Annotated in this window: 27 protein-coding genes; all 27 read right to left on the reverse strand. The window is 71.3% G+C overall.

Features of this window, described 5'->3' with window-relative positions:
* Positions 1 to 240: 240 nt before the first annotated feature.
* On the reverse strand, positions 241 to 1,203 hold the full coding sequence (locus HNQ79_RS29710; RefSeq protein WP_185036085.1) for a hypothetical protein: 963 nt from the start codon (positions 1,201 to 1,203) through the stop codon (positions 241 to 243).
* An 81-nt stretch (positions 1,204 to 1,284) separates the two neighbouring features.
* Positions 1,285 to 2,193, reverse strand: coding sequence for a hypothetical protein (locus HNQ79_RS29715; RefSeq protein WP_185036086.1), 909 nt, complete (start codon positions 2,191 to 2,193; stop codon positions 1,285 to 1,287).
* A gap of 244 nt (positions 2,194 to 2,437) precedes the next feature.
* Complete coding sequence (locus HNQ79_RS29720) at positions 2,438 to 3,196, reverse strand: hypothetical protein (RefSeq protein ID WP_185036087.1); 759 nt, start codon at positions 3,194 to 3,196, stop codon at positions 2,438 to 2,440.
* A gap of 261 nt (positions 3,197 to 3,457) precedes the next feature.
* Positions 3,458 to 3,895 carry a DUF2742 domain-containing protein gene (locus tag HNQ79_RS29725; protein WP_229923716.1) on the reverse strand — a complete coding sequence of 146 codons (438 nt, stop codon included), beginning with the start codon at positions 3,893 to 3,895 and terminating at the stop codon, positions 3,458 to 3,460.
* A gap of 77 nt (positions 3,896 to 3,972) precedes the next feature.
* Positions 3,973 to 4,398, reverse strand: coding sequence for a hypothetical protein (locus HNQ79_RS29730; protein ID WP_229923717.1), 426 nt, complete (start codon positions 4,396 to 4,398; stop codon positions 3,973 to 3,975).
* Positions 4,399 to 4,948: 550 nt separating this feature from the next.
* On the reverse strand, positions 4,949 to 5,386 hold the full coding sequence (locus HNQ79_RS29735) for a hypothetical protein (protein WP_229923718.1): 438 nt from the start codon (positions 5,384 to 5,386) through the stop codon (positions 4,949 to 4,951).
* Positions 5,387 to 5,400: 14 nt separating this feature from the next.
* On the reverse strand, positions 5,401 to 6,117 hold the full coding sequence (locus HNQ79_RS29740) for a hypothetical protein (protein WP_185036089.1): 717 nt from the start codon (positions 6,115 to 6,117) through the stop codon (positions 5,401 to 5,403).
* The gene (locus tag HNQ79_RS29745; RefSeq protein WP_185036090.1) at positions 6,114 to 6,704 is read right to left on the reverse strand and encodes a hypothetical protein; all 591 of its coding nucleotides are present in this window, start codon (positions 6,702 to 6,704) and stop codon (positions 6,114 to 6,116) included. The genes HNQ79_RS29740 and HNQ79_RS29745 overlap by 4 nt, the downstream gene beginning before the upstream one ends.
* Before the next feature lie 146 nt (positions 6,705 to 6,850).
* Positions 6,851 to 7,015 (reverse strand): pRL2-8, encoded by a 165-nt coding sequence (locus HNQ79_RS29750; RefSeq protein WP_185036091.1) that lies wholly within the window; start codon positions 7,013 to 7,015, stop codon positions 6,851 to 6,853.
* Positions 7,016 to 7,081: 66 nt separating this feature from the next.
* Positions 7,082 to 7,867: a GGDEF domain-containing protein gene (locus tag HNQ79_RS29755; RefSeq protein WP_185036092.1), complete on the reverse strand. Its 786-nt coding sequence runs from the start codon at positions 7,865 to 7,867 to the stop codon at positions 7,082 to 7,084.
* Between the two features lie 89 nt (positions 7,868 to 7,956).
* Positions 7,957 to 8,328, reverse strand: a complete 372-nt coding sequence (locus HNQ79_RS29760; protein WP_185036093.1) for a hypothetical protein — start codon at positions 8,326 to 8,328, stop codon at positions 7,957 to 7,959.
* 89 nt (positions 8,329 to 8,417) lie between these two features.
* The gene (locus HNQ79_RS29765; RefSeq protein WP_185036094.1) at positions 8,418 to 9,017 is read right to left on the reverse strand and encodes a hypothetical protein; all 600 of its coding nucleotides are present in this window, start codon (positions 9,015 to 9,017) and stop codon (positions 8,418 to 8,420) included.
* An 82-nt stretch (positions 9,018 to 9,099) separates the two neighbouring features.
* Positions 9,100 to 9,261, reverse strand: coding sequence for a hypothetical protein (locus HNQ79_RS29770; protein WP_185036095.1), 162 nt, complete (start codon positions 9,259 to 9,261; stop codon positions 9,100 to 9,102).
* A 128-nt stretch (positions 9,262 to 9,389) separates the two neighbouring features.
* Positions 9,390 to 9,968 (reverse strand): DUF6919 family putative SAM-binding protein, encoded by a 579-nt coding sequence (locus tag HNQ79_RS29775; protein ID WP_185036096.1) that lies wholly within the window; start codon positions 9,966 to 9,968, stop codon positions 9,390 to 9,392.
* A 23-nt stretch (positions 9,969 to 9,991) separates the two neighbouring features.
* Positions 9,992 to 10,720 (reverse strand): NUDIX domain-containing protein, encoded by a 729-nt coding sequence (locus tag HNQ79_RS29780; protein ID WP_229923719.1) that lies wholly within the window; start codon positions 10,718 to 10,720, stop codon positions 9,992 to 9,994.
* Between the two features lie 73 nt (positions 10,721 to 10,793).
* Positions 10,794 to 11,300: a hypothetical protein gene (locus tag HNQ79_RS29785; RefSeq protein ID WP_221508295.1), complete on the reverse strand. Its 507-nt coding sequence runs from the start codon at positions 11,298 to 11,300 to the stop codon at positions 10,794 to 10,796.
* Between the two features lie 16 nt (positions 11,301 to 11,316).
* A complete protein-coding gene (locus HNQ79_RS29790) occupies positions 11,317 to 11,700 on the reverse strand; it encodes a RapZ C-terminal domain-containing protein (RefSeq protein ID WP_185036097.1) in 384 nt (127 codons plus the stop codon).
* Between the two features lie 82 nt (positions 11,701 to 11,782).
* On the reverse strand, positions 11,783 to 11,956 hold the full coding sequence (locus HNQ79_RS29795; RefSeq protein ID WP_185036098.1) for a hypothetical protein: 174 nt from the start codon (positions 11,954 to 11,956) through the stop codon (positions 11,783 to 11,785).
* A 102-nt stretch (positions 11,957 to 12,058) separates the two neighbouring features.
* Complete coding sequence (locus HNQ79_RS29800) at positions 12,059 to 12,664, reverse strand: hypothetical protein (protein WP_185036099.1); 606 nt, start codon at positions 12,662 to 12,664, stop codon at positions 12,059 to 12,061.
* A gap of 171 nt (positions 12,665 to 12,835) precedes the next feature.
* Positions 12,836 to 13,474 carry a hypothetical protein gene (locus HNQ79_RS29805; RefSeq protein WP_185036100.1) on the reverse strand — a complete coding sequence of 213 codons (639 nt, stop codon included), beginning with the start codon at positions 13,472 to 13,474 and terminating at the stop codon, positions 12,836 to 12,838.
* Positions 13,475 to 13,488: 14 nt separating this feature from the next.
* Positions 13,489 to 14,007 carry a hypothetical protein gene (locus HNQ79_RS29810; protein ID WP_185036101.1) on the reverse strand — a complete coding sequence of 173 codons (519 nt, stop codon included), beginning with the start codon at positions 14,005 to 14,007 and terminating at the stop codon, positions 13,489 to 13,491.
* A gap of 217 nt (positions 14,008 to 14,224) precedes the next feature.
* Positions 14,225 to 16,504: an FtsK/SpoIIIE domain-containing protein gene (locus tag HNQ79_RS29815; RefSeq protein ID WP_185036102.1), complete on the reverse strand. Its 2,280-nt coding sequence runs from the start codon at positions 16,502 to 16,504 to the stop codon at positions 14,225 to 14,227.
* Between the two features lie 95 nt (positions 16,505 to 16,599).
* On the reverse strand, positions 16,600 to 16,845 hold the full coding sequence (locus tag HNQ79_RS29820; RefSeq protein WP_185036103.1) for a hypothetical protein: 246 nt from the start codon (positions 16,843 to 16,845) through the stop codon (positions 16,600 to 16,602).
* Positions 16,842 to 18,431, reverse strand: a complete 1,590-nt coding sequence (locus HNQ79_RS29825) for a DUF2637 domain-containing protein (protein WP_185036104.1) — start codon at positions 18,429 to 18,431, stop codon at positions 16,842 to 16,844. The genes HNQ79_RS29820 and HNQ79_RS29825 overlap by 4 nt, the downstream gene beginning before the upstream one ends.
* Positions 18,428 to 18,598 (reverse strand): hypothetical protein, encoded by a 171-nt coding sequence (locus HNQ79_RS29830; RefSeq protein ID WP_185036105.1) that lies wholly within the window; start codon positions 18,596 to 18,598, stop codon positions 18,428 to 18,430. Before HNQ79_RS29830 ends, HNQ79_RS29825 begins: the two co-directional genes overlap by 4 nt.
* Positions 18,595 to 18,855 (reverse strand): hypothetical protein, encoded by a 261-nt coding sequence (locus HNQ79_RS29835; RefSeq protein WP_221508296.1) that lies wholly within the window; start codon positions 18,853 to 18,855, stop codon positions 18,595 to 18,597. Before HNQ79_RS29835 ends, HNQ79_RS29830 begins: the two co-directional genes overlap by 4 nt.
* Complete coding sequence (locus HNQ79_RS29840; protein WP_185036107.1) at positions 18,852 to 19,166, reverse strand: hypothetical protein; 315 nt, start codon at positions 19,164 to 19,166, stop codon at positions 18,852 to 18,854. Before HNQ79_RS29840 ends, HNQ79_RS29835 begins: the two co-directional genes overlap by 4 nt.
* Between the last annotated feature and the right edge of the window lie 234 nt (positions 19,167 to 19,400).

The raw sequence follows: 19,400 nt of genomic DNA on the forward strand, positions 1-19,400 counted from the left end.
CGCGCCCCTGGCGCTGGCGGGGGTCCGCGGGGCAGAGCCCCCGGCTACCGGGCCAAAGGCCCGGTGCACCCACCACGAAGCCGCGCACCAGCCAGGCCCCCGACATCGCGGCCGGCGCCCACACAGGGCACACACTGCCTGCGTGCGCAGCTCACCGCGCCTCGTCGGCTTGTCGGCACCGCTCCGCGTCCGGACAGGGCGGAGGGGCGGAAGCTGGTTGCTTCCGCCCCTCCATGTGACTCAGTACCAAATGGCCCGGCTCCAGCCGACGAACCAGTACTGGGTGCGGCCCTTCCGAAGGTTGACGGCAAGTCCGCCGCGACGACGGCGAGCTCCCCGGTAGCGGCCGTGTACCTCGTCGGCGGGGACGGCAAGGGCGGCTGCGGCGGTGAGATGGACCCGGAACAGGTGGTCGGCGGCGGTCGTGCGTGTGCTGTTCCACCGGTCACCGGGGGTGAGCGCCAGATGGGCGCGGTCCAGGATGGTGCGCGCGGCGGCCAGAGTGACGGCGCGTACAGCGGCCAGAGTGGCGGCCCTGTTCAGGGTGGCGCGGGCGAGCTGGTTGGAAGCGAGGCACGCGGCAGAGGTGCAGCCCCGGCATTCGAGGTCGGCTCGTACGGCGGACTCGTCGGGTGCGGGGGGCAGCGCTGCCAGGATGCTGCGCGAGTGGTCGAGCAGGGCCGCGACGCCTTCGGGGCCGCCCGCAGCGTGGTTGACCGGTTCGACGGAGCTTTCGTGCAGCGCGTCAAGGAGCGCGTTGCGCGCGGCCGCCGTCTTCTGGTCCAGGTTGGCGGCCGCGACGGCGCGGAGTTCAGCGCGCGGGCAGACTTCGGCGGAGGTGCAGGAGCACCGTGCAGGATCGGCGGGCTCTGGCTGGGGCTCCGGGGCCGGAAAGATGATTGCGGACTCCCTTGCCGGTCGGCCCGGGTAGTGGATCGTGGGAGTGCAAGTGACTTGGTGTCCGGCGTCGCGAATTACGTTTGCGCACTCCTCAAGCGCGCTTTTCCTGCGGCGGATGTGTCCGCACGTCAGGTGTTCATGGGCGTTCCGCGGCTCGCACCAGTAGGTGAGGACCAGGGCGGCGGTGTCGGCGGTCGGCCGGAGGGTGAAACCGTCGCGGCCGGTGGCGACGGGGTGGTGTCCGGCGGCGGCCAGCAGGGTGGTGATGCTCGCGACGGAGGGGGTTGCCACGGCTGTGTTCATGGTCCTCTTTCGGGTCGGTGTCGGGTTTCGAGGGGCCGGGGGCGGCGCGGCCATGCGCCGCCCCCGGCCGGAGCGGTGGTGCTATTCGACGGGGGTGAGTCCGGCGGGCTGCCAGAGCACGGGATAGCGGTCGCCGAAGTCGACGGCCACCCTGCGTGTGCGCTCGACGATGAACGTCTCCGTCTCGATCACGCGGCCGGTTTCGGGTTCCGTGTTCTCGTCGGGGATCTCGCCCTTGCGCCGTACGGTGTCGCCCACCGACCACCACATCTCACCTTCGTCGGCGACTGCGGTGGTGCCCGGCAGATCGGTCACGGAGATACCGAGGTCGGCCGCCGTGCAGCTGGCGCACCCGAGCCGGGTTCCGGCCTGGTAGAGCGCTCCGTCCTGCTCGCACCCCATGCATTCACCAGCAGGGGCGACGTAGCGCGGCTCCCGCTCGCGCACCAGGGCGCCGAGCTTCACGTGTGCGGGGTCCATCAGCAGGACGTACGGGGGCCGGTCGCCGGGTTCGGTGCCGGACACGAGGACACATCCGTTGTGCAGGGTCGTGACCCGGGTCAGGGTTACGGGCTGGTCGGCGAAGGCGTCGGGGTAGCGCTCCCCCTCGTCTCCGTGGATGTGCGGGGCGCGGTGCACGGGGCGGACCTGGCGGTATCCCTCGCGCTCGATCTCGGTCCAGTCGACGAACCGCCACCCGGCCGGGGCCTGCGTGCGGTAGTGGCGACGGTCCGTAAAGATGCGGTCGAAGATGCGGTCGAGCTGTGCGTGGATGTCGACCGATCTCACCAGCCGTTCGGCGGCCTCGTGCTTGGTGGCGTGGTGGCTCCCGGCCCCTCCGCTCCCGGTTCCCTCGGACCACCAGGGGAGGGTGCCTCGGCCCAGGTTCCTTACGTGTCCGGCCGGTTCCGCCGCGCCGTCGACGTAGACCGGCGTGCACCCCCTGTCGTCCGGCTTGCCGTAGCGGTATCGGGTCGTGGTGTCGGTCATGCTGCCCTCGTTCTTCGGTTTCGAGTGATGATGCCGGTGAGGTGCCAACCCTCTCCAACGAGTTCAATACTACCAGTTTTGCACCTGACCGGGAAGTGTGAAAGTGCCTCTGAGCAGGCTTTCCCTGGACTTACACGGCCTCCAGGGCCGAGCCACTTTGGGCCCGGCCCAGCGTGCGGCGCTGCACCCATACCGAACGCCGCGCCCCGCCGGATGGGAAGCGGAGGCGCGGCGTGCGGGCGGATCAGGCGCGGCGGCTCTCCTGCTCGCGCTCGTACCTGGCATGCCGGGCGAGCGTTTCGGGGTCGTCGAACTCGACGAAGACGAAGAACGCTTGCGCGAAACAGTCCGTCATGAGGTTGGAGCCGTGATCGGCGTTGTATGCCTCCCCGATCGACTTCAGTTCTGCCTCAAGATCCTTCAGGGCCTGCGTGCGGTGCCACCGGGTGAATGTCCCGCCTCGGTAGTCGTCCACCTCTTCGGCGATCCATCCCCACTCCTGCGGGATGTTGTCGACACCGATGCGGATGGAGCCGTAGCCCGCGCCGATGCGGACTCGGAACTTGATCTGTGCGGGCGCCTCCCCGATGGGGTCGAACCGGTAGGTCTCCACCGCCTGAGACACCAGCCCCGATTCTTCCTGCACGAGGGGGGTTGTGCCGACCTTGCGCGCCATCTTGATGTCCGCGCGGATACCTGCGGCCCGTTCCTTCATCGACTGCCCAGAGCGGTACTTGGCACCCGTGCGGAAGGTGTTGCCGTAGTCGTCGTAGCCGCGCTCGTAGATTGCGGCCCACATCCGCGCGCGCTCCTCGCGCTCGTCCCCGGCCGCGCCCTTCAGCTTCTCCAGCAGGCGGCCGAGCATGTGACGGGCGGCGTCCTTCTCGCCTTCGTGGCGGCACACGCCCGACTCCTGGCAGGTCGGCGCGGTGCACTCCTTGTCGATCACTGCCCGCAGGGCGTCAATGCGGGTACGGGTCTTCGATGCCTTGGACTTGGCCATAGGGGCGCACTCCTTCTCTCGGTCTCGGGTTTCGAGGGGGTTCGCTGTCCGGGGTGCCACCCCCTTCCAACAAGCTCAATACTACCAGAATTGGACCGGATCGCCTAGTGGAAAGGGGCCTCTGATCAGGCTTTTCAGGGGATCAGCGGGGCGGCTCGCACATCCCCTCCGGGCCGGGCCGCCGCCCTCCTTGCCAGCCGCTTTTCCGTCCCTCACCACGACTCCGCCGCACCCTCTGAACGTTGCGCGGCCGCGAACTGGTCAGGCGGCCGCTGCGTACGCAGTGGGATAGAGGTACCGGCCGGGCTGGCCGGGGATCGCGACGGGCGGCCACCCGGGGGTGGCTCGTAGCTGGTGGGGTGGCCGGTGAGTCCGTACGGCCTCCAGCTCGGCAAGGGTGCGCATCCGTGCAAGGCGGCCGGCCAGGCGACGGGCTTCGTCGTTCGCTCCGGCGATCACCTCGGCATACCAGGCTGCGGGGTCGTCGTCGGCGAGCTGCTCCAGGCGCTCCTCCTCTGCGGCCTGACGGCGGCCGTGTTCGGCGGCCTCGACAACTGCGGCGAACCGGCGGGGGTCGTCGGGTGGAAGCTGGCTCCAGGCCAGCGATCCGTACGTCGGGACGGTCCAGTCCTGCGCACCGTCGGCGAGCATGGTGACCTGGTGCTCAGCCCACAGTTCTGTGGCATCGGCGGTGTTCACGGGTTTCTCCTCCGGCGTCGGGTTTCGAGGGGGAGCCGGGGCGGCGGTGCCATCCGCCGCCCCGGCGGGGTGAGTGGTTACGCGATCTCGTGCTTGTAGACCTCCTCCGCACCGTCGAACAGCTCGTCCTCGCACAGTCCGTACGCGTCCGCGAGACACCGCAGGTTGCCGACGTAGCAGGCGAGGGCCGCGGCGCGGTCGGTGGTTTTCTCAGGGAAGGGGCGGCCCGACAGGCGGACGATGTGCAGCTGCTCCAGGTCCTGGGGGCTGAGTGCGTAGGTGCGCCCGAGGTGGAACGCGTCGGCGAGCGCATCGCGGACAGCGATGGCCACCAGTTCCCGCGCGCTCGTGACGCCTTCGCGGGCGCGGGCCGCGCGGGAGAGGGCATCCAGGGGACGCAGAGCCGCGCGGGCGGCCTTCGCGGACGGGACGGGCCCGCGGGTGGCTTCGGGGTGGTCGAGCATCGCGGCAATGGCGGTTCGGGCACGGCGAGCAGGGGTCAAGGGGTCCTCCAAGGGGGTTTCGAGTAGTGGCGCCGTTCGGGGTGCCAACCCCGACCAACATGTAAAACACTACCACCTTTGAACCTGATCCGGAAGCCTGAAAAGGGCATCTGACCTGGCATTTCCTTGAGGCCGGCAACACGACGAACTAGCCGCCGGCCCGTGAGCGAGTCGGGGCCAGGGGGCAAGCGAAAGACCCCGGCTGCGCCGGGGCCCGGTGTCCAGAAAGGTTCAGCTCCAACCGGCAGGCTCCCGCTGCCTGGCGGCCGGGGGGAGCAGAAGGTCGCGGCATGGCCGTGAGCCACCATGTGGGAACACCCCCGCAGCGGCGGGGGAAGGAGCATTCGACCGGCCGGAACAGCGAGTTCATCAATCGGTCCATCCCCGCGTGAGCGGGGGGCAACGGGGCCACCATATCGACCCGTTCCACCGTGCACAGCTGGTCCTGGAAGGCAGCCGAACGCCCGTGGCCACGCACAGCGCTGCGGCCCGCACCGTCGTGTGTGCGGGCCGCAGCGAGCGGGTCAACCAGGGAGGTGCTCCAGCAGGATCACGTCACCCTTCCGCCTCCGGCCGGCACGGGCCTGGTGCTGCGCTCGTCGAGCCAGCGGGCGTCCAGGACGCGCTTCGCCGTTGCCGTGCCGAAGCTGTGGAGGTAGGCATTCAGGTGGACGGGGCGGCCCTTGGCGTAGCTGAGCGCGAGGTGCAGCAGCTTGTCGGTGGACCCGCTCAGGGGCATCGACGTGTCGTCGCGCAGGGCGTCCCAGTCGACTTCCGCGATTAGGACGCGGCCGGCGTCCGGGTCGTCCTCCCACATCAGGGCGGTGTGGCGGGCGAAGTCGGCCCGGCCGGGCAGGCCGGTGAAGGTGAGCAGGTGGGTGGCGGCGCGCTTCAGCTCGCTCCGGCTGAGCTGGGCGGTGGCTTCGAGGGCAGCGGTCATCTCTTCCTCGGTGAGCGATGCCGGGCTCGGGGTGACGTCGTGTTGCATGGGTGGTCCTCTTCTCAGTCGTTGGCGAAGCGGTGCAGGGCGTACTCGTGGCGGTCGCCCCCGGCGACCGCGGACGAGACCCGGGTCATGTAGCGCTGGTAGGCGTCCTCCTGGGGCGGGCTGAGGACGATCGGGTCGGTGGCGCGCTCGTCCGGGCCTACGGCGGCGAGAGCGTTCAGCAGCAGCTCGACGTCGGGCTGCCGTTCCAGCTGGAGCACGGCCAGGGCGCGGGCGAAGTCGCCGACGAGCCGCTTGGCGTCGGGTTCACGGCCGGGCTCGGCCCAGTCACCGGCGAGCGACTCCAGGAATTCGCCGAGCTGGCTACCGCCCTTGCCCTCCAGGGCCCGGCGCAGGTGCCCCAGGAGCGCGACCAGCGCGGCGACGTCGTTCTGGTCGATGTTGACCGGATACAGCGGGGTGTGCTCGTACCGGCCGTCGGGGGCGTAGAGGGTGTACTGCCCGGCGGGCCGGGTCTCGGCAGGGACGTAGCGGCCGCTGTTGCGGGCGCCCTCGCGCAGCGGCTCGGGCAGGGCCTGGATGATCCGGCCCCATGCGTCGTGGGCGGCGACGGTGTCCAGGTCTGCGGGCACCTCCCACACGTCCTCGTCCCCGGCGCGGGCGTCGCGCGTGTTGAGGGACAGCTGCAACAGCAGCGGTTCCTCCATGCCCATGAGCAGGCCCAGCCAGTCCTCGTCATCGGGCAGCAGGAGGCGGTGCGAGGAGTCGGTCATGCGCTGGCTCCCTTCGGGAGCGGTGCGGCGAACGGGTCGGTGGCCTCGCCCCGCAGGATCTTGTGGACGAGGCCGGCGACCTCGCGCGCCCCCTCCTCGGTGGTCGGGGCGGCGATCGGGAGCGGCCGGCTGGCGGTCTCGTCGACGGCGATGTCCCAGCCCGCGCGGGTGAGGCCGAGGGAAAGCCCGCTCTGTCCCCTGCTCCCCCACGCCGGGCCGCCGGGCAGCGGAGCGACGGCGATGCGCTGGCCCGGCTGTACGGTCACCTGCATGGCGCTGAGCGCACTGGTCAGGGCGTCCCTGGCGGCGTGCAGTGCGATGCTGGTGAGCGTGACGCCAGAGCAGTACCGGGCGACCAGTACGTCCAGGACGCCCAGCGGCAGGCTCGTAGCGGCGGCCCAGTCCTCGCGCTCGATGTGGTGTTCCTGGCCTGCGGCGTAGAGCTTGCCGAGCAGTTCGGCGGCTTCCTCCAGGACGCTGGGGACGTACAGGACGCTGGGGCCGTAGCCGGCGCGGGCGCCCGGTTCTTGCTGGGTCCATCGGCGGATGTCGATCTTCGCGGCATCCAGAGCAGTGGTATCGCTCATCGGCAGCTTTCTCTCCTAGGTTGTACGGAGGGGGTCCGGGGCCGATATCCGCGGCCCCGGACCCCTACTGTGTCGCGCTGCTCGGACGCTCCGGGCGGGAACAGACGATGACAGCCCGCAGGGTGACGGGGTGTGCGGGACCTGGATCAGGTCACGATCATGTCGCCGTGCCCGTTGAGCATGTGGTCCACGCACGCCGGGCAGTCCTCGCGCGGCCCCAGGCTCCTGTGCTGCTCGTCGCTGTCATAGGCGTGCAGCCAGCACTGTCGGCATTCGTTTTTCGGCGGATTCAGGGCTATGTGACTCGGCATCAGGTCTCTCCTTGTTCGGCGGTGGGGCGTGCAGGTGACTTGTGCGTCAAGTCGCAGGTACGGAGTTCAGATGCGGATTTGCGAGAGTGCCTCGGCGGCTCCGGACAAGCCGTTGCGGAGCGATGGGCCCACGGTCGTGGCTGCGAGGTAGAGGGCGCCGATGTTGCAGATGGCCGCGTGCCGGAACTCCCGCCCGCTGGGGGTTCGCAGGGAGGTGATCCGGGCGAGGCGGCGGCCGCGGCGGCCGCGGCCCTTGGCCCGGTACATCTCGGCGTCGGCCCGCTTGAGCGCGGCGGACAGGTCGGGGGCGGCGAGGTTGGCGGTGCGGGCGGTGCCGATGGACGCGCCGACACTCAGGTTCAGGTCGCGGTAGGCGACGGGGGCGGTGAGCAGGGTGTGCAGCCGTGCGACGCGCGCGGCCAGGCCGGGGGCGTCATGAAGAGCCACGGCAAACTCGTCGCCGCCGAGCCGGCCAGCCGCCGCCCCCTCGACGGCGGCCCACTCCGCCAGCCGGACGCCGACGGCGGCAAGCACCGCATCGCCCGCCGCATGGCCGAAGCGGTCGTTGACCGGCTTGAACCCGTCGAGGTCACAGAGCAGGACCGCCGCGGGGCCCGCCGCCAGAACGTCCTGGGCCCGCGCGGTCCATGCGGACCGGGTCGGCAAGCCGGTGACCGGGCACGTGCGGGCCTGGGCGAGCTGGCCCTGGAGGTCGGCGACCTGGGCCAGGAGTTCCTCGGCTGCGGGCACGACCTCGGCGAGGGCACACCTCAGCTGCTGAGGGCTGGCATCGGAACGGCGGAGATCGGAACGGACACGATTGAGCAGGGCGTCGGTCTGCGTGGCGGGCATGGCGGGAAGAGTTCCTTACGTTGTCGGTGTGGGTTTCGAGCGGTACCGGGGCGGCGGTGCCAACCGCCGCCCCGGCCGGGCGGAATGAGTCAGCGCAGGGCCGCGCGGATCGCGTCGGACTGCTGGGGGCTGCGGGCGTGCGGCAGGGCGGACGTGCCGACCAGGTGGGTCGCGGGGCGGCCCCGGAAGCTGTCCCCCTCGGCAGCACAGTCGGCAAGCAGCCGCTCGCGCAGGTCCTCCGGGATCGCGGCGTACGCGTTCACGCGCTCCAGCACGGTGTCGACGTCGCTGATGGCGTACGGCGCGCCTCCCTCGCGGACCAGGTCGTTGTTCTCGGCGTCCTCGCCGTCGGACTCGTCCCAGACGTTGGCGAAGAAAGAGGCGAGCGGGGCGTCCCATCCGACGCGGACGGTACGGCCGGCGGGAGCTCCGCCGAGCGGGGTGAGGGTGTAGCTGGACAAGGTGTCTCCGGTCTGTGAGGTAGCGGTCCGGTCGGTCCGGCTCCGCCCGCACTGCCCGGACCCGTCGGGGCCGGGCAGCACGGGCTAAGTCAGCTGTGCCGGGAAGCACGGTCACACTCGGAGGAACGGCTGCCGGGTCCGTACTGACGGACGTTCAGCAGGTCCTCGCGGATCGCGACCGGGGTCCACACCCGGCCCCGGCGGCACTCGGCGCGGCGCGGGCAGTCGCTCGCCGCCTCGAACGTGCCCTCGCTGTACCGGATCGCGAGCACGGAGCCCCGAAAGGCGATCTCCCCGTACAGGTGCGTCTGGTCGATCTCGGTGGTCACCTGGGCCAGGTGGTGGGCGATGTCGCGGCCGAAGCGCAGCGCCGCCGCCTCCCACGCCCGGAACCAGGGGCTGAGGGTGTACCGCTTGCCGAGCAGGTTCAGGATCGGATCGGCCGGGGGGAGCCACTGGTTCGCGTGGGTGTCGAAGGTGCCGCAGTGGTGACAGATGCGGCGGACCGGCCGCCCCGTGCAGCCGGTCGCGAACTGCTCGCCGCAGCACGGGCAGTGGTGGTTGCGGCGTTCTTCCTGGCTGCCCGCGGGGGCGGCGCAGCCCTTGCACACGAGGTTGCTGGCCTGGGTGTTGTGCGGCCTCTGGGGCGGCGGCGGGGCGGTGCTCTGGTGGGTGGGACAGGTCGTCATCTCTACGGCTCCGTACGGGGGAAGGGCCCGGGGCGGCCGCCGGTCTCGGCGGTCCGCCCCGGGGCGGGGCGGGCAGGGTGGGTCAGCCGCGCGAGCCGCGCGGCATACCGGCCGCCGCGTTGCCGTTGGTCCGCGCCTGGCCGCTCGCGGTGCGGGCGGCCGCCGCCGTCTGCGGGCTGTTGTGCTTCTTGAAGGCTGCGGCGGCCTCGGCCTGGAGCTGCTTGACGGTTTCGGACGTGGGCATGAAGTGCCTCCGGGGGGTGTGGGTTTCGAGTGCTGCCGGTCGGGGTGCCAACCCCTCCCAACAAGAAGAACATTACCAGGTTTGAACCGGACGCGCAAGAGGTTCGGTCCGCCTCGGCCCGGAGAAGGTCAGCGGCCCAGGTGGGTGAGCTGCCCCGTCAGCCGGGGCCACAGCAGGGAGTCCCGGCCCCACTGGGGGTCAACGAGGGTGACCTGGTGGGCGTCGACGACGGCGCGCAGAGCGTCACGGTGGCACCCCTGGTAGCTCCGGCGGATGTCGCGCCGGCGGATTCGGCTGCCGAACGCGGTATGCGCCTGTCCGCCCCATGTGGTGACCACGATGTACGGGACGGGACCGGAGCGGCGGACCTGGTGGACGGAGTGCAGGAGTTCCGCATCCCGGGCGGTGCGCAGGAGTCGCTGGGCCCCGGCCGCGTCGGTGAGGCAGTCGACAGCGGCACGCTGGCACCACTGCCTCCCGTCGAACGCCGGGCCCTGGAGTCCGGGCTGAGAGCCGAGGGTCACGATCCCCGCCCGGTTCAAGGCGGCGAGCACGGGCACCAGAAGGCCGGTCTCCTCGTCGGGCCCTCCTCGGTAGGCGTCACCGGGGAGGGCTGCCAGGCCCCCCTCCAGCCACTGGGCGGTGAGTTCACCGAGGTCGTCCAGGGTCCGGGCGGCGGACCAGGCACGGGCGGCGGAGCGGGGCATGGTGCAGTCCTCTCTTCGGTGGGTCAGTGCTGGTCGAGGTGGTCCAGGGCTCGGCGGAGCAGCGGACGGTGTGCGGCGTAGAGGGTGCGTCCGGCGGCGGTGATCGCTGCGTCGAGGTGGGTGAGGGAGGTGAACGGCCACCAGTTCGCATCGATGGCGTCATCTGCGGCGAGAGCGGTGACCTGCTCGGGGAGCTGATACAGAGCGCTGGTGCTGGCGACCCAGGCGTGGTCACTGTTGCGCCAGTCGTCGACGATCTCGCGGCTCAGGATGACGGGCTGGTGGCCCGCCAGGTCGATCCCGGTCTCCTCCTGGAGCTCGCGGACAAGGGCCTTCGGCGCGGTTTCGCCGTCGTCGACCATGCCGCCCGGGATGGCCTCCACCTCGATGTCCTCTCGGGTGATCAGCAGGAGGTGCCGGTGCCGGCCGTGGCCTGCGACCACGATGGGGTCGGCGGCGGCGTTCTCGGCCCAGCGGCCGAGGTTGCGGCCGGTGCGGCCGGTGCGGCCGTGGGGGTGGAGCGGCCACCCCCGCTCGTCCAGGGCGTAGGGAACGAGCGCGTTGTCCTGCCGCTGGCGCCAGTTGGCTACGTCGGTCGGGCTGGCGGCGCCTTCGGCCCAGTCGGGCACTTCGCGGGCCAGGGAGTCCGGCCGCAGCGCGGGCGGCGTGATGTCCACCGGCGCGTACTCCGACCAGTTCACAGACCAGGCGCGCAGCGCGTCGGGGACGGTCTCGGTCTTAGGGAATGCCACGGGAATTCCTTTCCGGCCGCTGGAGGGCCGGGGTGGGAGGGCGGCCGCCGTACGGCGGCCGCCGAAGGATCGGTCAGTGGGCGGGGAGCTCAGGGACGTCGACGCTGACCGGCGCCGGGGCGTCCGGGTCGAACATCGGGGTGCCGCCCATGTGGATCACGGCACGCTGCTGGCCGAGCAGGGCGTTGCAGCGGTTGAGGAGCTGGCGGGCGTCGCGGGCCGTCTGGAGGTTGCCCCGGTACATCTCGATGTCGCGGATCGAGTACTCCAGCCACATGAAGTCAGCCTTCTGGATCGGGATGCGGACCAGGTCGGGGTCGGGCTGCATGACGGAGGCGGCGCCGGCGCTCTGGTAGAGGCGACCGATCAGCTCGGTGGTGTAGCTGCTGTGTCCGATGTCGGGGCGGGCGCGGCGGGTGCACTCGTCGGCGTGCAGCAGGATGCGCTCGAACGCCTCCATCTCGGCGAGGGTGAGGCCGACGTACTCGACGCGCGGGCGCTCGGGTTGCTGCGGGAAGGTGCCGTAGACGGTGCCGTGCGGGGTGTGGGTCACGGGGGGCTTGTTCCGGCGGAACAACATGCGGATGTCTCCTTGGTCAGTGGGCGGAGGCGGGAAGCAGCGGCTTGTCGACGTCGCGGTGCACGATGGCCGTCTCGCGGCCGGTGAGCCGGACGATCTCCTGGGTGCGGCGGGCAAGGCCGACTGAGCGGTGCCTGCCTCCGATACAGCCGTAGGCGATGGTGATGTCGCCGCCGCGGGCGGTGTCGTGGAGGTTGACCGCGAGGTAGGCGGCGACCTGGGCGAGGGGCTCGACGCCGCGCGTCGCCAGGACGTGCTCGTACACGGCCTCATCCAGGCCGGTGAGGTGCTTCAGCTCGGGGTTGTGGAACGGGTTGTAGAACAGCTCGCGAAGGTCGTAGGTGGCCACAGCGTCGGGGGCTGGGGCGTGGCCGTAGCCGAAGGAGATGATGCGGATCACGGGGTGCCTCTCGCGGTGCGGTCGGGGTTCGAGCGGGCCGGGGGCGGCGGTGCCAACCGCCGCCCCCGGGGCGGGTGTTCAGTCAGTCCAGGGGTCGGACCGTGACGTCCAGGTCGCGCGGGTCGGCGGCGGCCGCCGCCTTGAACTCGCGCAGCTCCTTGTCGCTGTGGATGGCCTTCTCATCGCTCGGAGCGCCAGTGATGGCGTTGACCTTCTGGCCAGAGCGGGAAGTGGCGGTGACGACGTACTTCGCCATGGGGCGGTGACTCCTTGATCGGTGGACACGGAGGCGGGCGGGACTGCCCGGCTCCCCTTGGCCCCGGCACCACAAGGTGTGCGCCGGGACCGCGGGCAGCCGTCAGTGCCAGGTGCACGCCGTGTCCGCGTCCATCTCGTCGGCCGCCGCCGTCAGCGCCTGCTCCAGCCGCTCCTGCCCGTCGGCATCCTGGACGTCCCCGGCCTCCTGCGCCGCTTCCTTCTCGTACATCGCGTAGGCCCCGAGGGCCCGCAGGATGCCGATGACCGGGGCGATGCCGCCGTGGCGGCTGAGCTCACCGACCGCGCGCACCAGGCTTCCGCTGCCCGCCAGCTTCTTCTCCGTCTCGCGCAGGTCCTCGGCAACCTCCTGCCAGGTGGGGCCGGGGGCGATCCACTCGGCGACGCCCTCTAGGAGGAGCGTGAGGAACTGGCCTGCGCCGTAGGCCGCCAGGGCGGGCACCAGGTCGTAGAGGTCCAGCTCGGTGCCCCGTCGTACGAAGGCGGCGACCGCGAGAAGGGGGAGGGCCCAGCGCCCGGCCGCCCCGACCACGTCGGCCACCCGGCGCACGACGGTGGCGGCACGGGCCTGGGGGCCAGAGACGCCGCGCATCGGCATCACGCAGACCATGCAGGTCAGACGGAGCGGGTTGTTATAGGTGCCGCACTGCTGGCACTGACGGTTCTTCAGGATGGGTCGGATACGCACGGGTGCCTCCGAAGCAGGGTTTCGAGTGGTGGCGTCGGCCGAGGTGCCAACCTCTCCCAACACCGACAACATTACCAGAATTGAAGCGGCCGGGCAAGGGGGGGGTGCCCGAGCCGGACGGATCTCGGTACGCGCCGCGCGTGGGGCTCCCGGTCGGAGCCCCACGGTGGGTCACTCGCCGTCGCCGTCGGAGCTGCGGTTGTCGCGGGCGAAGCGCCGGGCACTGGCGTTGTCGGCGGCCTTGATGGCGGCATGCCCGGCCTTCATCCCCTCGCGTCCCACCTCGCGCCCCATATCGAAGCCCTTGCCGACGGCCCCGGCCGTGGCGCCCACGGCGTTGACGGCCGCGGTGGCGGTGCCGGCCACCGCCGTGACGGTGTTGAGGGCGGCGACCAGTCCCCCGCCTCCGCCGCGCCGGGCCGCGGGCTGCTTTCCGCCCCGCGCTGCGGCCTTCTTGGCGGCGAACGCAGAGGAGGCGGTACCGGCAGGCGCGGCCTTGGCGGCCGGGCCGCGCCTGCCCTCCAGCACCTTTCCCCCGGGCAGGGTCACCCGGAAGCGTTTGTTGGGGTCGAACTTCTCGGTGATGGTCTTCACCATGGCGGGGGTGATCACCTCGACGGCGAAGAAGCATTTCACCTTCCTGCCGCCGTCCCTTCCCGGGTGCTTTTCTCCGCAGGACGCCATGACGGCCGTCCCGGACACCAGCAGATTCAGGCGGCGCGGAGCCGGGGCGTTCTCCCGCCCGGGACAGCGGACGGCGACTCCGCCGAGAGTCAGGGCTCCGCGGAGATTCAGTGAGGCAGTAGTCATGTGGACGGTTCTCCTTACTTGTTGGTGGCGATGGCGGTTGCGGTGGCGGTGACCTTGCCTCCGAGGACCGTGCGGCCGGTCGCGGTCGCGGTGGCCTCGGCGGTGGTGCTCCCGCCGCCCCCGCGACGGCGGGAGCCGGACGAGAGACCGCGGACGACGAACGCGACGACCGTGACGGCCACGGCGAAGGCCATGAGCGTGTAGGCCAGCGCCTTGAGCCAGGGGCCGGCCAGCGACAGCCCGTACCCGGCGAGGGCGGCGCTGCCGGAGGCGGACCAGATCAGCAGGGCCGCGGTCTTGGCCCAGGCCGGTATCGGCTGCCGGGCCGGGGCAAGGGGCACCAGATCGGCCCGGGGGCGGACGTAAGCCCACTGCTGCTCACCGCCGGGAAGCGTGACCAGCTCGGCCCCCGGAAGGGGCATCTCCGCCGCGGCCGGGCGGGGCTGGGCGTACGGGGCGACCGGTGCGGCACCCCGGGGGGCCTGGGTGATCGTGTAGACGGTCTCCGGGTCGTTGCGGGCGGGGTGGGTCATGATCGGGGGCACTCCTCGGGGAAGATCATTTGTGATGGTTTGGGGGGTGGCCACAACCTGGGACACGCGACGTCCTCGCAGGTCAGGGGGGTGGCCACCCCTGGGACGCCGGACCGGCGGTCCTGGGACGCGTCCCAGGACCGGGGCCGGGTGTCCTACGGCCGGGCCAGGCCCTGACCTGCACGGATACCGGGCGGCCTAGGGCCTGGCCTAGGGGTTATTTGTGGATCTTCCGGGCGGCCTCGTGGGCGGCCTCGACGTGCTTCAGGAGGTAGCCACGAACCCGTACCTGCCCTTCGCCGACCCGCCAGCGCTTGGGCTCCAGCTCGACGCCCGTGCCGTCGAGCTGCTCGTCGAGCCGCGCACCGAGGTCCTTGCCGAACCGGCCCTCGTACGTGGCGTCGTCCTCGTCGTCCTTCTGGGCCCACTGGTCGGCGCTCCAGGCCGCGAAAGCGGCGCGCACGTCCGCGAGCGGCACCCGGTCGGCGCCCTCCTCGAAGGCCCCGAGCAGCACGTCCAGCACCGTCGCGTCCGCAGCCGCCTGCCCGGGGCGCCCCGGCTTGCCGCGCCCGCCGGGGCCGCCGGCCGCAGAGGACAGCCCGGTCATCTGCACCAGGTACGCCTCGATCGGGTCGTCCCACTGGCCCGGCAGCCGTCCGGCCGCGCGCCGCAGCTCCCAGCCGACGGCGATGATCTCGGACGCCTCCCCCGCGTCCTCCTCGTCGATGAGGAAGGAGCGGGCGAGCTCCTCGGCGATGCCGTCCATGTCGAGCCAGCCCAGGCCCCGCTTGTCCCGGGGGATGTCATGGGCCCGCATCCCCCGGCCGGTGGCGCCCTTGCCCAGGATCGCGTTCGTGCCGTCCGCGTCGGCGGTCCGCTGTGCCCACCTGCCGGTCATGTTGCCGCGCAGGCCCGCGGGGATGACCTCGACCTCCGGGTGCTGGGTGGCCACCACCAGGAGGACGCCCAGACCGGCGCCGACGCTGGAAAGGAATTCCAGCCGCGAGAGGCGCGCTGCCGCGCCCGGCACGCTCTTGCGGGTATACGTCGCCAATTCGTCAATGATGAGAATTTCGATGCTGAGCTTCTTGAGCAGCTTCGCCGTCATCTTCGACTCGCCGAGCGAGGCCAGCAGGTCCTCGCGCCGCTCGATCTCCGCCTCGTAGGCGTCCAGCAGGAAATCCAGCCGGTTGCGGTCGCGGCCGAACATGGTCGCGGCGATCGGCGCATAGACGAGGTGCTCGCCGGTCGGCTTTCCGTCAACAATCCGGACGTTGATCCGGGGGTCCAGTGCCAGCGCGCAGATCAGGTTCCGCAGCGCCATGCCCTTACCGGTCCGGGTCGCCCCGCCGATCAGCAGCATGATGTCGCGGATCGTCAGCCGCCGGGTCTCCCCGCGCTTGTTGTAGGCGATCGGCGCGCCGTCGTTCCACAGGTCCAGGGGGGTGCTCTGGCCCAGCAGCGGGGAACGGCGCACCGTCTCGAACGGGTCAGAGGTCGCGATCCAGAAGCTGCACCGGGTCGGATGGCCGTCCTGCTGGATGTCGAGCCAGTTCTCATCAACCTGAAGCGCACCGGCAATGCCCTCGCGCTGCTCGATGAGCTTGGAGACGGTCACGTGCGCGGGCAGCTTGAACACGCACTGCGAGGCGTTGATGTCGGCCCGCTGGATGAGGCCGACCAGCTGGATCTCGTCGTCCTCCTTGAACGACGGGACTGCGATCCGCAGCGCCTGGTTGATCTGCGCATCGGTCAACGGAGCGTCCTCTTCGAGCGCGGCCGGCTCGAAGACCACGAAGTCGTTGCCACGGCGGCGCAGTTCACGCGCACCGCACGCGTACATGACGCCGATGACCGGGATCAGGGCGGGGAAGGCCATGGCCACGCCCCACACCTCCGCGATGCCGACAACGGCGGCGATGTAGGACGTGAAGCCGGTGGCGGACAGGACCGTCAGGTTCTCGCGGCGGCGGGCCCTGGCGACCTGCCTGCGCTCGCCGCGGAGCTGGGCGACGTCGCTGTTGTCGGCGAAGCCCTTCTTCTTCTTCGCCTCGCGCTTGGCCTCGTCGATGTCGGCGCCGTACTCGGTGGCGAGCAGGTACCCCCACGCCGCGCCGAGCTCGGCCCACACCCCGATGGACGACAGCTTGACGATCCGCCAGACGTACACCGGGCTGTGCGCGACGTGGAACCCGGCGGCGTGCGCGAGGACCTCGCCCCGGTGGGCCCACACGTCGGGGTTGGTGAGGGAGGCGGGGACCAGGGCGCGCAGCCCCCGGCGGCGCTCGTCGTCCAGCTGCTCGATGACGACGTCCTGGCCGTCGACCTCGGCGGACAGCCGGACAGTTCCGGTACGGGCGTCGGCGACCCCGGCGGAGCTGCTGAGGGCCTCGGCGCGGGCGGCCTTCTTCAGGTTGGCGAGGCTCTCCGGCGGCAGCCGCTTCGTCATGTCAATGACCTGTCCGCTCGGTGCGGAGTGGTCGGTGGCCTGGGTCATGATGGGTGGTGCTCCTCTCTGTTGGGGGGCGGGGGCCCGGCCGGGTCGCGTCAACTTCTCCGGCCGGGCCCCGTGGTGTTTCGCGGGTGGTGGGACTACTTGCTGTCGGTCTTCTTCTTGCCGAGCTTCTTCGTCGCCCTGGCGGCCCTCTTGGCCCCGCCCGCGAGCCAGCCCGGCAGCCGCGCCAGGCACATGACCACGAGGAAGACGACGACGGCGGCGATGGCGGCCCGCTCCAGCGGCCAGCCGTAGTTCTTGGGCAGCACCCACACGGCGGTGATGCCGGCGGGGGCGGCGATGATCAGCAGGGGCGAGACGTTGCGTGCCGGGGTTCCGCTCATGCGCTGGCCTCCAGTTCCTCGTTGGTGTCGGTGGTCTTCTCCGCGTCTGCGCGGGCCTTCTCGATCGCCTCGGCCATCGCCTCGGCGAAGCCGGGTTCCGCCTCCACCAGGGCCAACAGGTCGGGCCCGGCCTGGCGCCGGATACCGACCCGATCCGCGAGCGTGTAGGGGGAGAAGTAGCCGTTCCCGGTCTTGCGTCGCGGGTCGGTCGCGGCGTCGTACGCCAGTTCCCGGGCGATCTCGAAGGCGCGTTCCACGTGCGGCCGCAGCTTGCGTTCCGCGCGTGCCGAACCGTTCCCGCCGGCCGACTTGCGGCTGTTCCCGGTCTCGTCGGAGGCGTTCCGCTCAGCGGGTTCCGTGCCGTTCCCGGACGGGGTGCCAGGGGCCGACTCCCCAGGCGGGAACTGAATTTCTGCCTCCTCGGAACGGTCGGCCGCATCCTCGGAACCGGCCCCCGGGCGGGGTACGGGAACCCACTCGCCACCCACCCAGGGCAGGCCCTGGTACATCTGGGAACTGAGCCGCGCAGCGGCCTTCTGTTCCTCCTCGATCGCCCGGTACCGGAACTCATCGGCCCATGCGCGGGCCTCCTCGGCACGCCACTGCGCGGCTTCGGCGGAACGCTCCGCGATGGCCGACTCGGCTGCGGTTGCCTGCCGGGCCCGTTCCAGCGACTTGAGCTTGCGCCGGGTCGTCCAGGTACGGGCCCGGCCCAGCCGTGCCTCGGCCCGACGCTGGCGGCGCACCCGTGCGGCGGTCGTTCCCGGCTCGCCGCCGTGGTGGGACTGCCATGCCTGGTCCCATGCCTGCTGCACGCTGATCGACTTGCGGTACGGGGCCCGGATGCGCCAGGCGGTGAGCGAGACCATGGGGTGGGCGATCCACCGGGCGAACTGCTCGCGCACCTCGGCGGCCGTGCGGCCGCTCTGCGTGTGCTGGAGCAGGCCGACGATCATCTCGAAGGCGACGACACCGGCGAGCGAGGCGAGCGCGTTGACCTGCCCGGCCGACGCGCTCGGGGAGTGGACCAGGTTGAGGCTCGCCGCGATCAGTGCGGAGACGGCGGTCATCAGCCGGTAGCGGCCTGCCGGTGCCCCGCGGCGGACAGCGAGGATCGTCAAGGAGGCGGAGGTCCAGGTCAGACCCTCGACCACACCGGGCACGACCCAGGACCGGTCACCCAGGTCCGCGCGCATGGCCTCCGCCTGGGCCGGCCACGCGATCCAGACGGATGCCACGATCAGCGCCGCGACGGCCAACACCGCCACGATCACGGGAAGCGCGTGGACCAAGCCCTTGCCGCGCCCCTTCCACTTCTGCACGTTCTCCTTGCGGATACGTGCCTTCTCCGCCCGCCGGGCCTGGCGGCGCTGCTGCTCGGCCTTCTCCCGCTTCTGCTCGACGGTCAGGCTGCGTTCCTTGACGTCGAGCCCGGCGAGCTTCTCCGTCTTGTTGGCCTCGGCCTCGGCCTGCTTGGCGCGGGCCCCGGCCTGCTTGGCGGCGGCCTTCCCGACCGTGCGGCGGTCGGTGCGGGTCATCAGGGGGGTGTCGTTCTCGGTCTCGGTGCGGGGTTCGGTGAGGGTCATCGGGCAGTGATCTCCTGAGCGCGGGGGGTGGCGGCTCGTACGGGGGCGGGGTTCTGGGAGGCGTAGACCCGGGTGCACCGGCCCAGCTCGTGGGCCTCGTCGCGGTCGGCCAGGTGGTGGTCGTCCAGGGCCGCGCGGGTCAGCGGGAGCGTGCAAATGGTCCTCATGTCGTCACCGCCCGGTCGGAGCTGCGGGCGGCTGCGGCGTTGATCGCGCGACGGGCCATGAGGATCACGCCGATCGCTGCGGCGACGACCGTGACGGCGGCCGCGACGGCGAGGAGCGCGACGGCTGCGGCGCCGACCACGATCAGAAACAGCGGGACGACCAGGAGGAACAGGCCGGTGTTGAGCTGATCCAGCTGGCCGAGGAAGAACCGGGAAAAGTCGTTGACGGCGTCGATGGTGCGGGCGTTGAAGTTCACGCGGCCCACCCCCCGGCGAACTCGTCGTCGCTCAGCAGGGGGGCGGTGGGGATCTGCTCGGCGTGCTCCAGCTCGTCGACGACGGCGAGCAGCGCCGGGCTCGGGGCCGCGGTACGGCGGCGGGCGGTAAGGGCGTCCGGGTCGTCCAGGTCCAGCAGCAGCATGGTGACGAACTCGATGTGCGCCCCGCGCTTGCGGGAGGAGTCGGCCGGGCGGCCGAGGAAGAAGTGTTCCGGCTGTCCGGTCAGCGCGGACAGCGCGTGCAGCGCGGCCCCGTACGGGGGCCTAGAGACAGGGGTATGCATGGACATGCGAATGCCTTTCGGTGTGCGGGTTCGAGAAGGTCGAAAAGGAGTGCCACCTCCGAGACGACCCACGGACAAGAACAGGAACGGGCGCTGCGCGCTGCGGTTCTGCTCTCTCCGACGTCACAAACACTACCCCGTGAACCCTTGAAGTTCAAGGGTTCACGGGGTAGTTTTCGAGTTGTCCCCAGCCAAGAGAAAGGACCGACTTTTGAAAGAAGCACTCCGTGAGCGGCGGTC

It is taken from the genome of Streptomyces candidus (assembly GCF_014207445.1).
Classification (GTDB): domain Bacteria; phylum Actinomycetota; class Actinomycetes; order Streptomycetales; family Streptomycetaceae; genus Streptomyces; species Streptomyces candidus.

Coding starts and splice junctions, on each gene's coding strand:
- HNQ79_RS29740 (WP_185036089.1), bottom strand. CDS start 6,117: ATGACCGACTCCTCGCACCGCCTCCTGCTGCCCGATGACGAGGACTGG.
- HNQ79_RS29755 (WP_185036092.1), bottom strand. CDS start 7,867: ATGCCCGCCACGCAGACCGACGCCCTGCTCAATCGTGTCCGTTCCGAT.
- HNQ79_RS29815 (WP_185036102.1), bottom strand. CDS start 16,504: ATGACCCAGGCCACCGACCACTCCGCACCGAGCGGACAGGTCATTGAC.
- HNQ79_RS29825 (WP_185036104.1), bottom strand. CDS start 18,431: ATGACCCTCACCGAACCCCGCACCGAGACCGAGAACGACACCCCCCTG.
- HNQ79_RS29720 (WP_185036087.1), bottom strand. CDS start 3,196: ATGGCCAAGTCCAAGGCATCGAAGACCCGTACCCGCATTGACGCCCTG.
- HNQ79_RS29735 (WP_229923718.1), bottom strand. CDS start 5,386: ATGCAACACGACGTCACCCCGAGCCCGGCATCGCTCACCGAGGAAGAG.
- HNQ79_RS29830 (WP_185036105.1), bottom strand. CDS start 18,598: ATGAGGACCATTTGCACGCTCCCGCTGACCCGCGCGGCCCTGGACGAC.
- HNQ79_RS29715 (WP_185036086.1), bottom strand. CDS start 2,193: ATGACCGACACCACGACCCGATACCGCTACGGCAAGCCGGACGACAGG.
- HNQ79_RS29810 (WP_185036101.1), bottom strand. CDS start 14,007: ATGACCCACCCCGCCCGCAACGACCCGGAGACCGTCTACACGATCACC.
- HNQ79_RS29770 (WP_185036095.1), bottom strand. CDS start 9,261: ATGCCCACGTCCGAAACCGTCAAGCAGCTCCAGGCCGAGGCCGCCGCA.
- HNQ79_RS29840 (WP_185036107.1), bottom strand. CDS start 19,166: ATGTCCATGCATACCCCTGTCTCTAGGCCCCCGTACGGGGCCGCGCTG.
- HNQ79_RS29820 (WP_185036103.1), bottom strand. CDS start 16,845: ATGAGCGGAACCCCGGCACGCAACGTCTCGCCCCTGCTGATCATCGCC.
- HNQ79_RS29745 (WP_185036090.1), bottom strand. CDS start 6,704: ATGAGCGATACCACTGCTCTGGATGCCGCGAAGATCGACATCCGCCGA.
- HNQ79_RS29765 (WP_185036094.1), bottom strand. CDS start 9,017: ATGACGACCTGTCCCACCCACCAGAGCACCGCCCCGCCGCCGCCCCAG.
- HNQ79_RS29710 (WP_185036085.1), bottom strand. CDS start 1,203: ATGAACACAGCCGTGGCAACCCCCTCCGTCGCGAGCATCACCACCCTG.
- HNQ79_RS29750 (WP_185036091.1), bottom strand. CDS start 7,015: ATGCCGAGTCACATAGCCCTGAATCCGCCGAAAAACGAATGCCGACAG.
- HNQ79_RS29805 (WP_185036100.1), bottom strand. CDS start 13,474: ATGACTACTGCCTCACTGAATCTCCGCGGAGCCCTGACTCTCGGCGGA.
- HNQ79_RS29795 (WP_185036098.1), bottom strand. CDS start 11,956: ATGGCGAAGTACGTCGTCACCGCCACTTCCCGCTCTGGCCAGAAGGTC.
- HNQ79_RS29775 (WP_185036096.1), bottom strand. CDS start 9,968: ATGCCCCGCTCCGCCGCCCGTGCCTGGTCCGCCGCCCGGACCCTGGAC.
- HNQ79_RS29785 (WP_221508295.1), bottom strand. CDS start 11,300: ATGTTGTTCCGCCGGAACAAGCCCCCCGTGACCCACACCCCGCACGGC.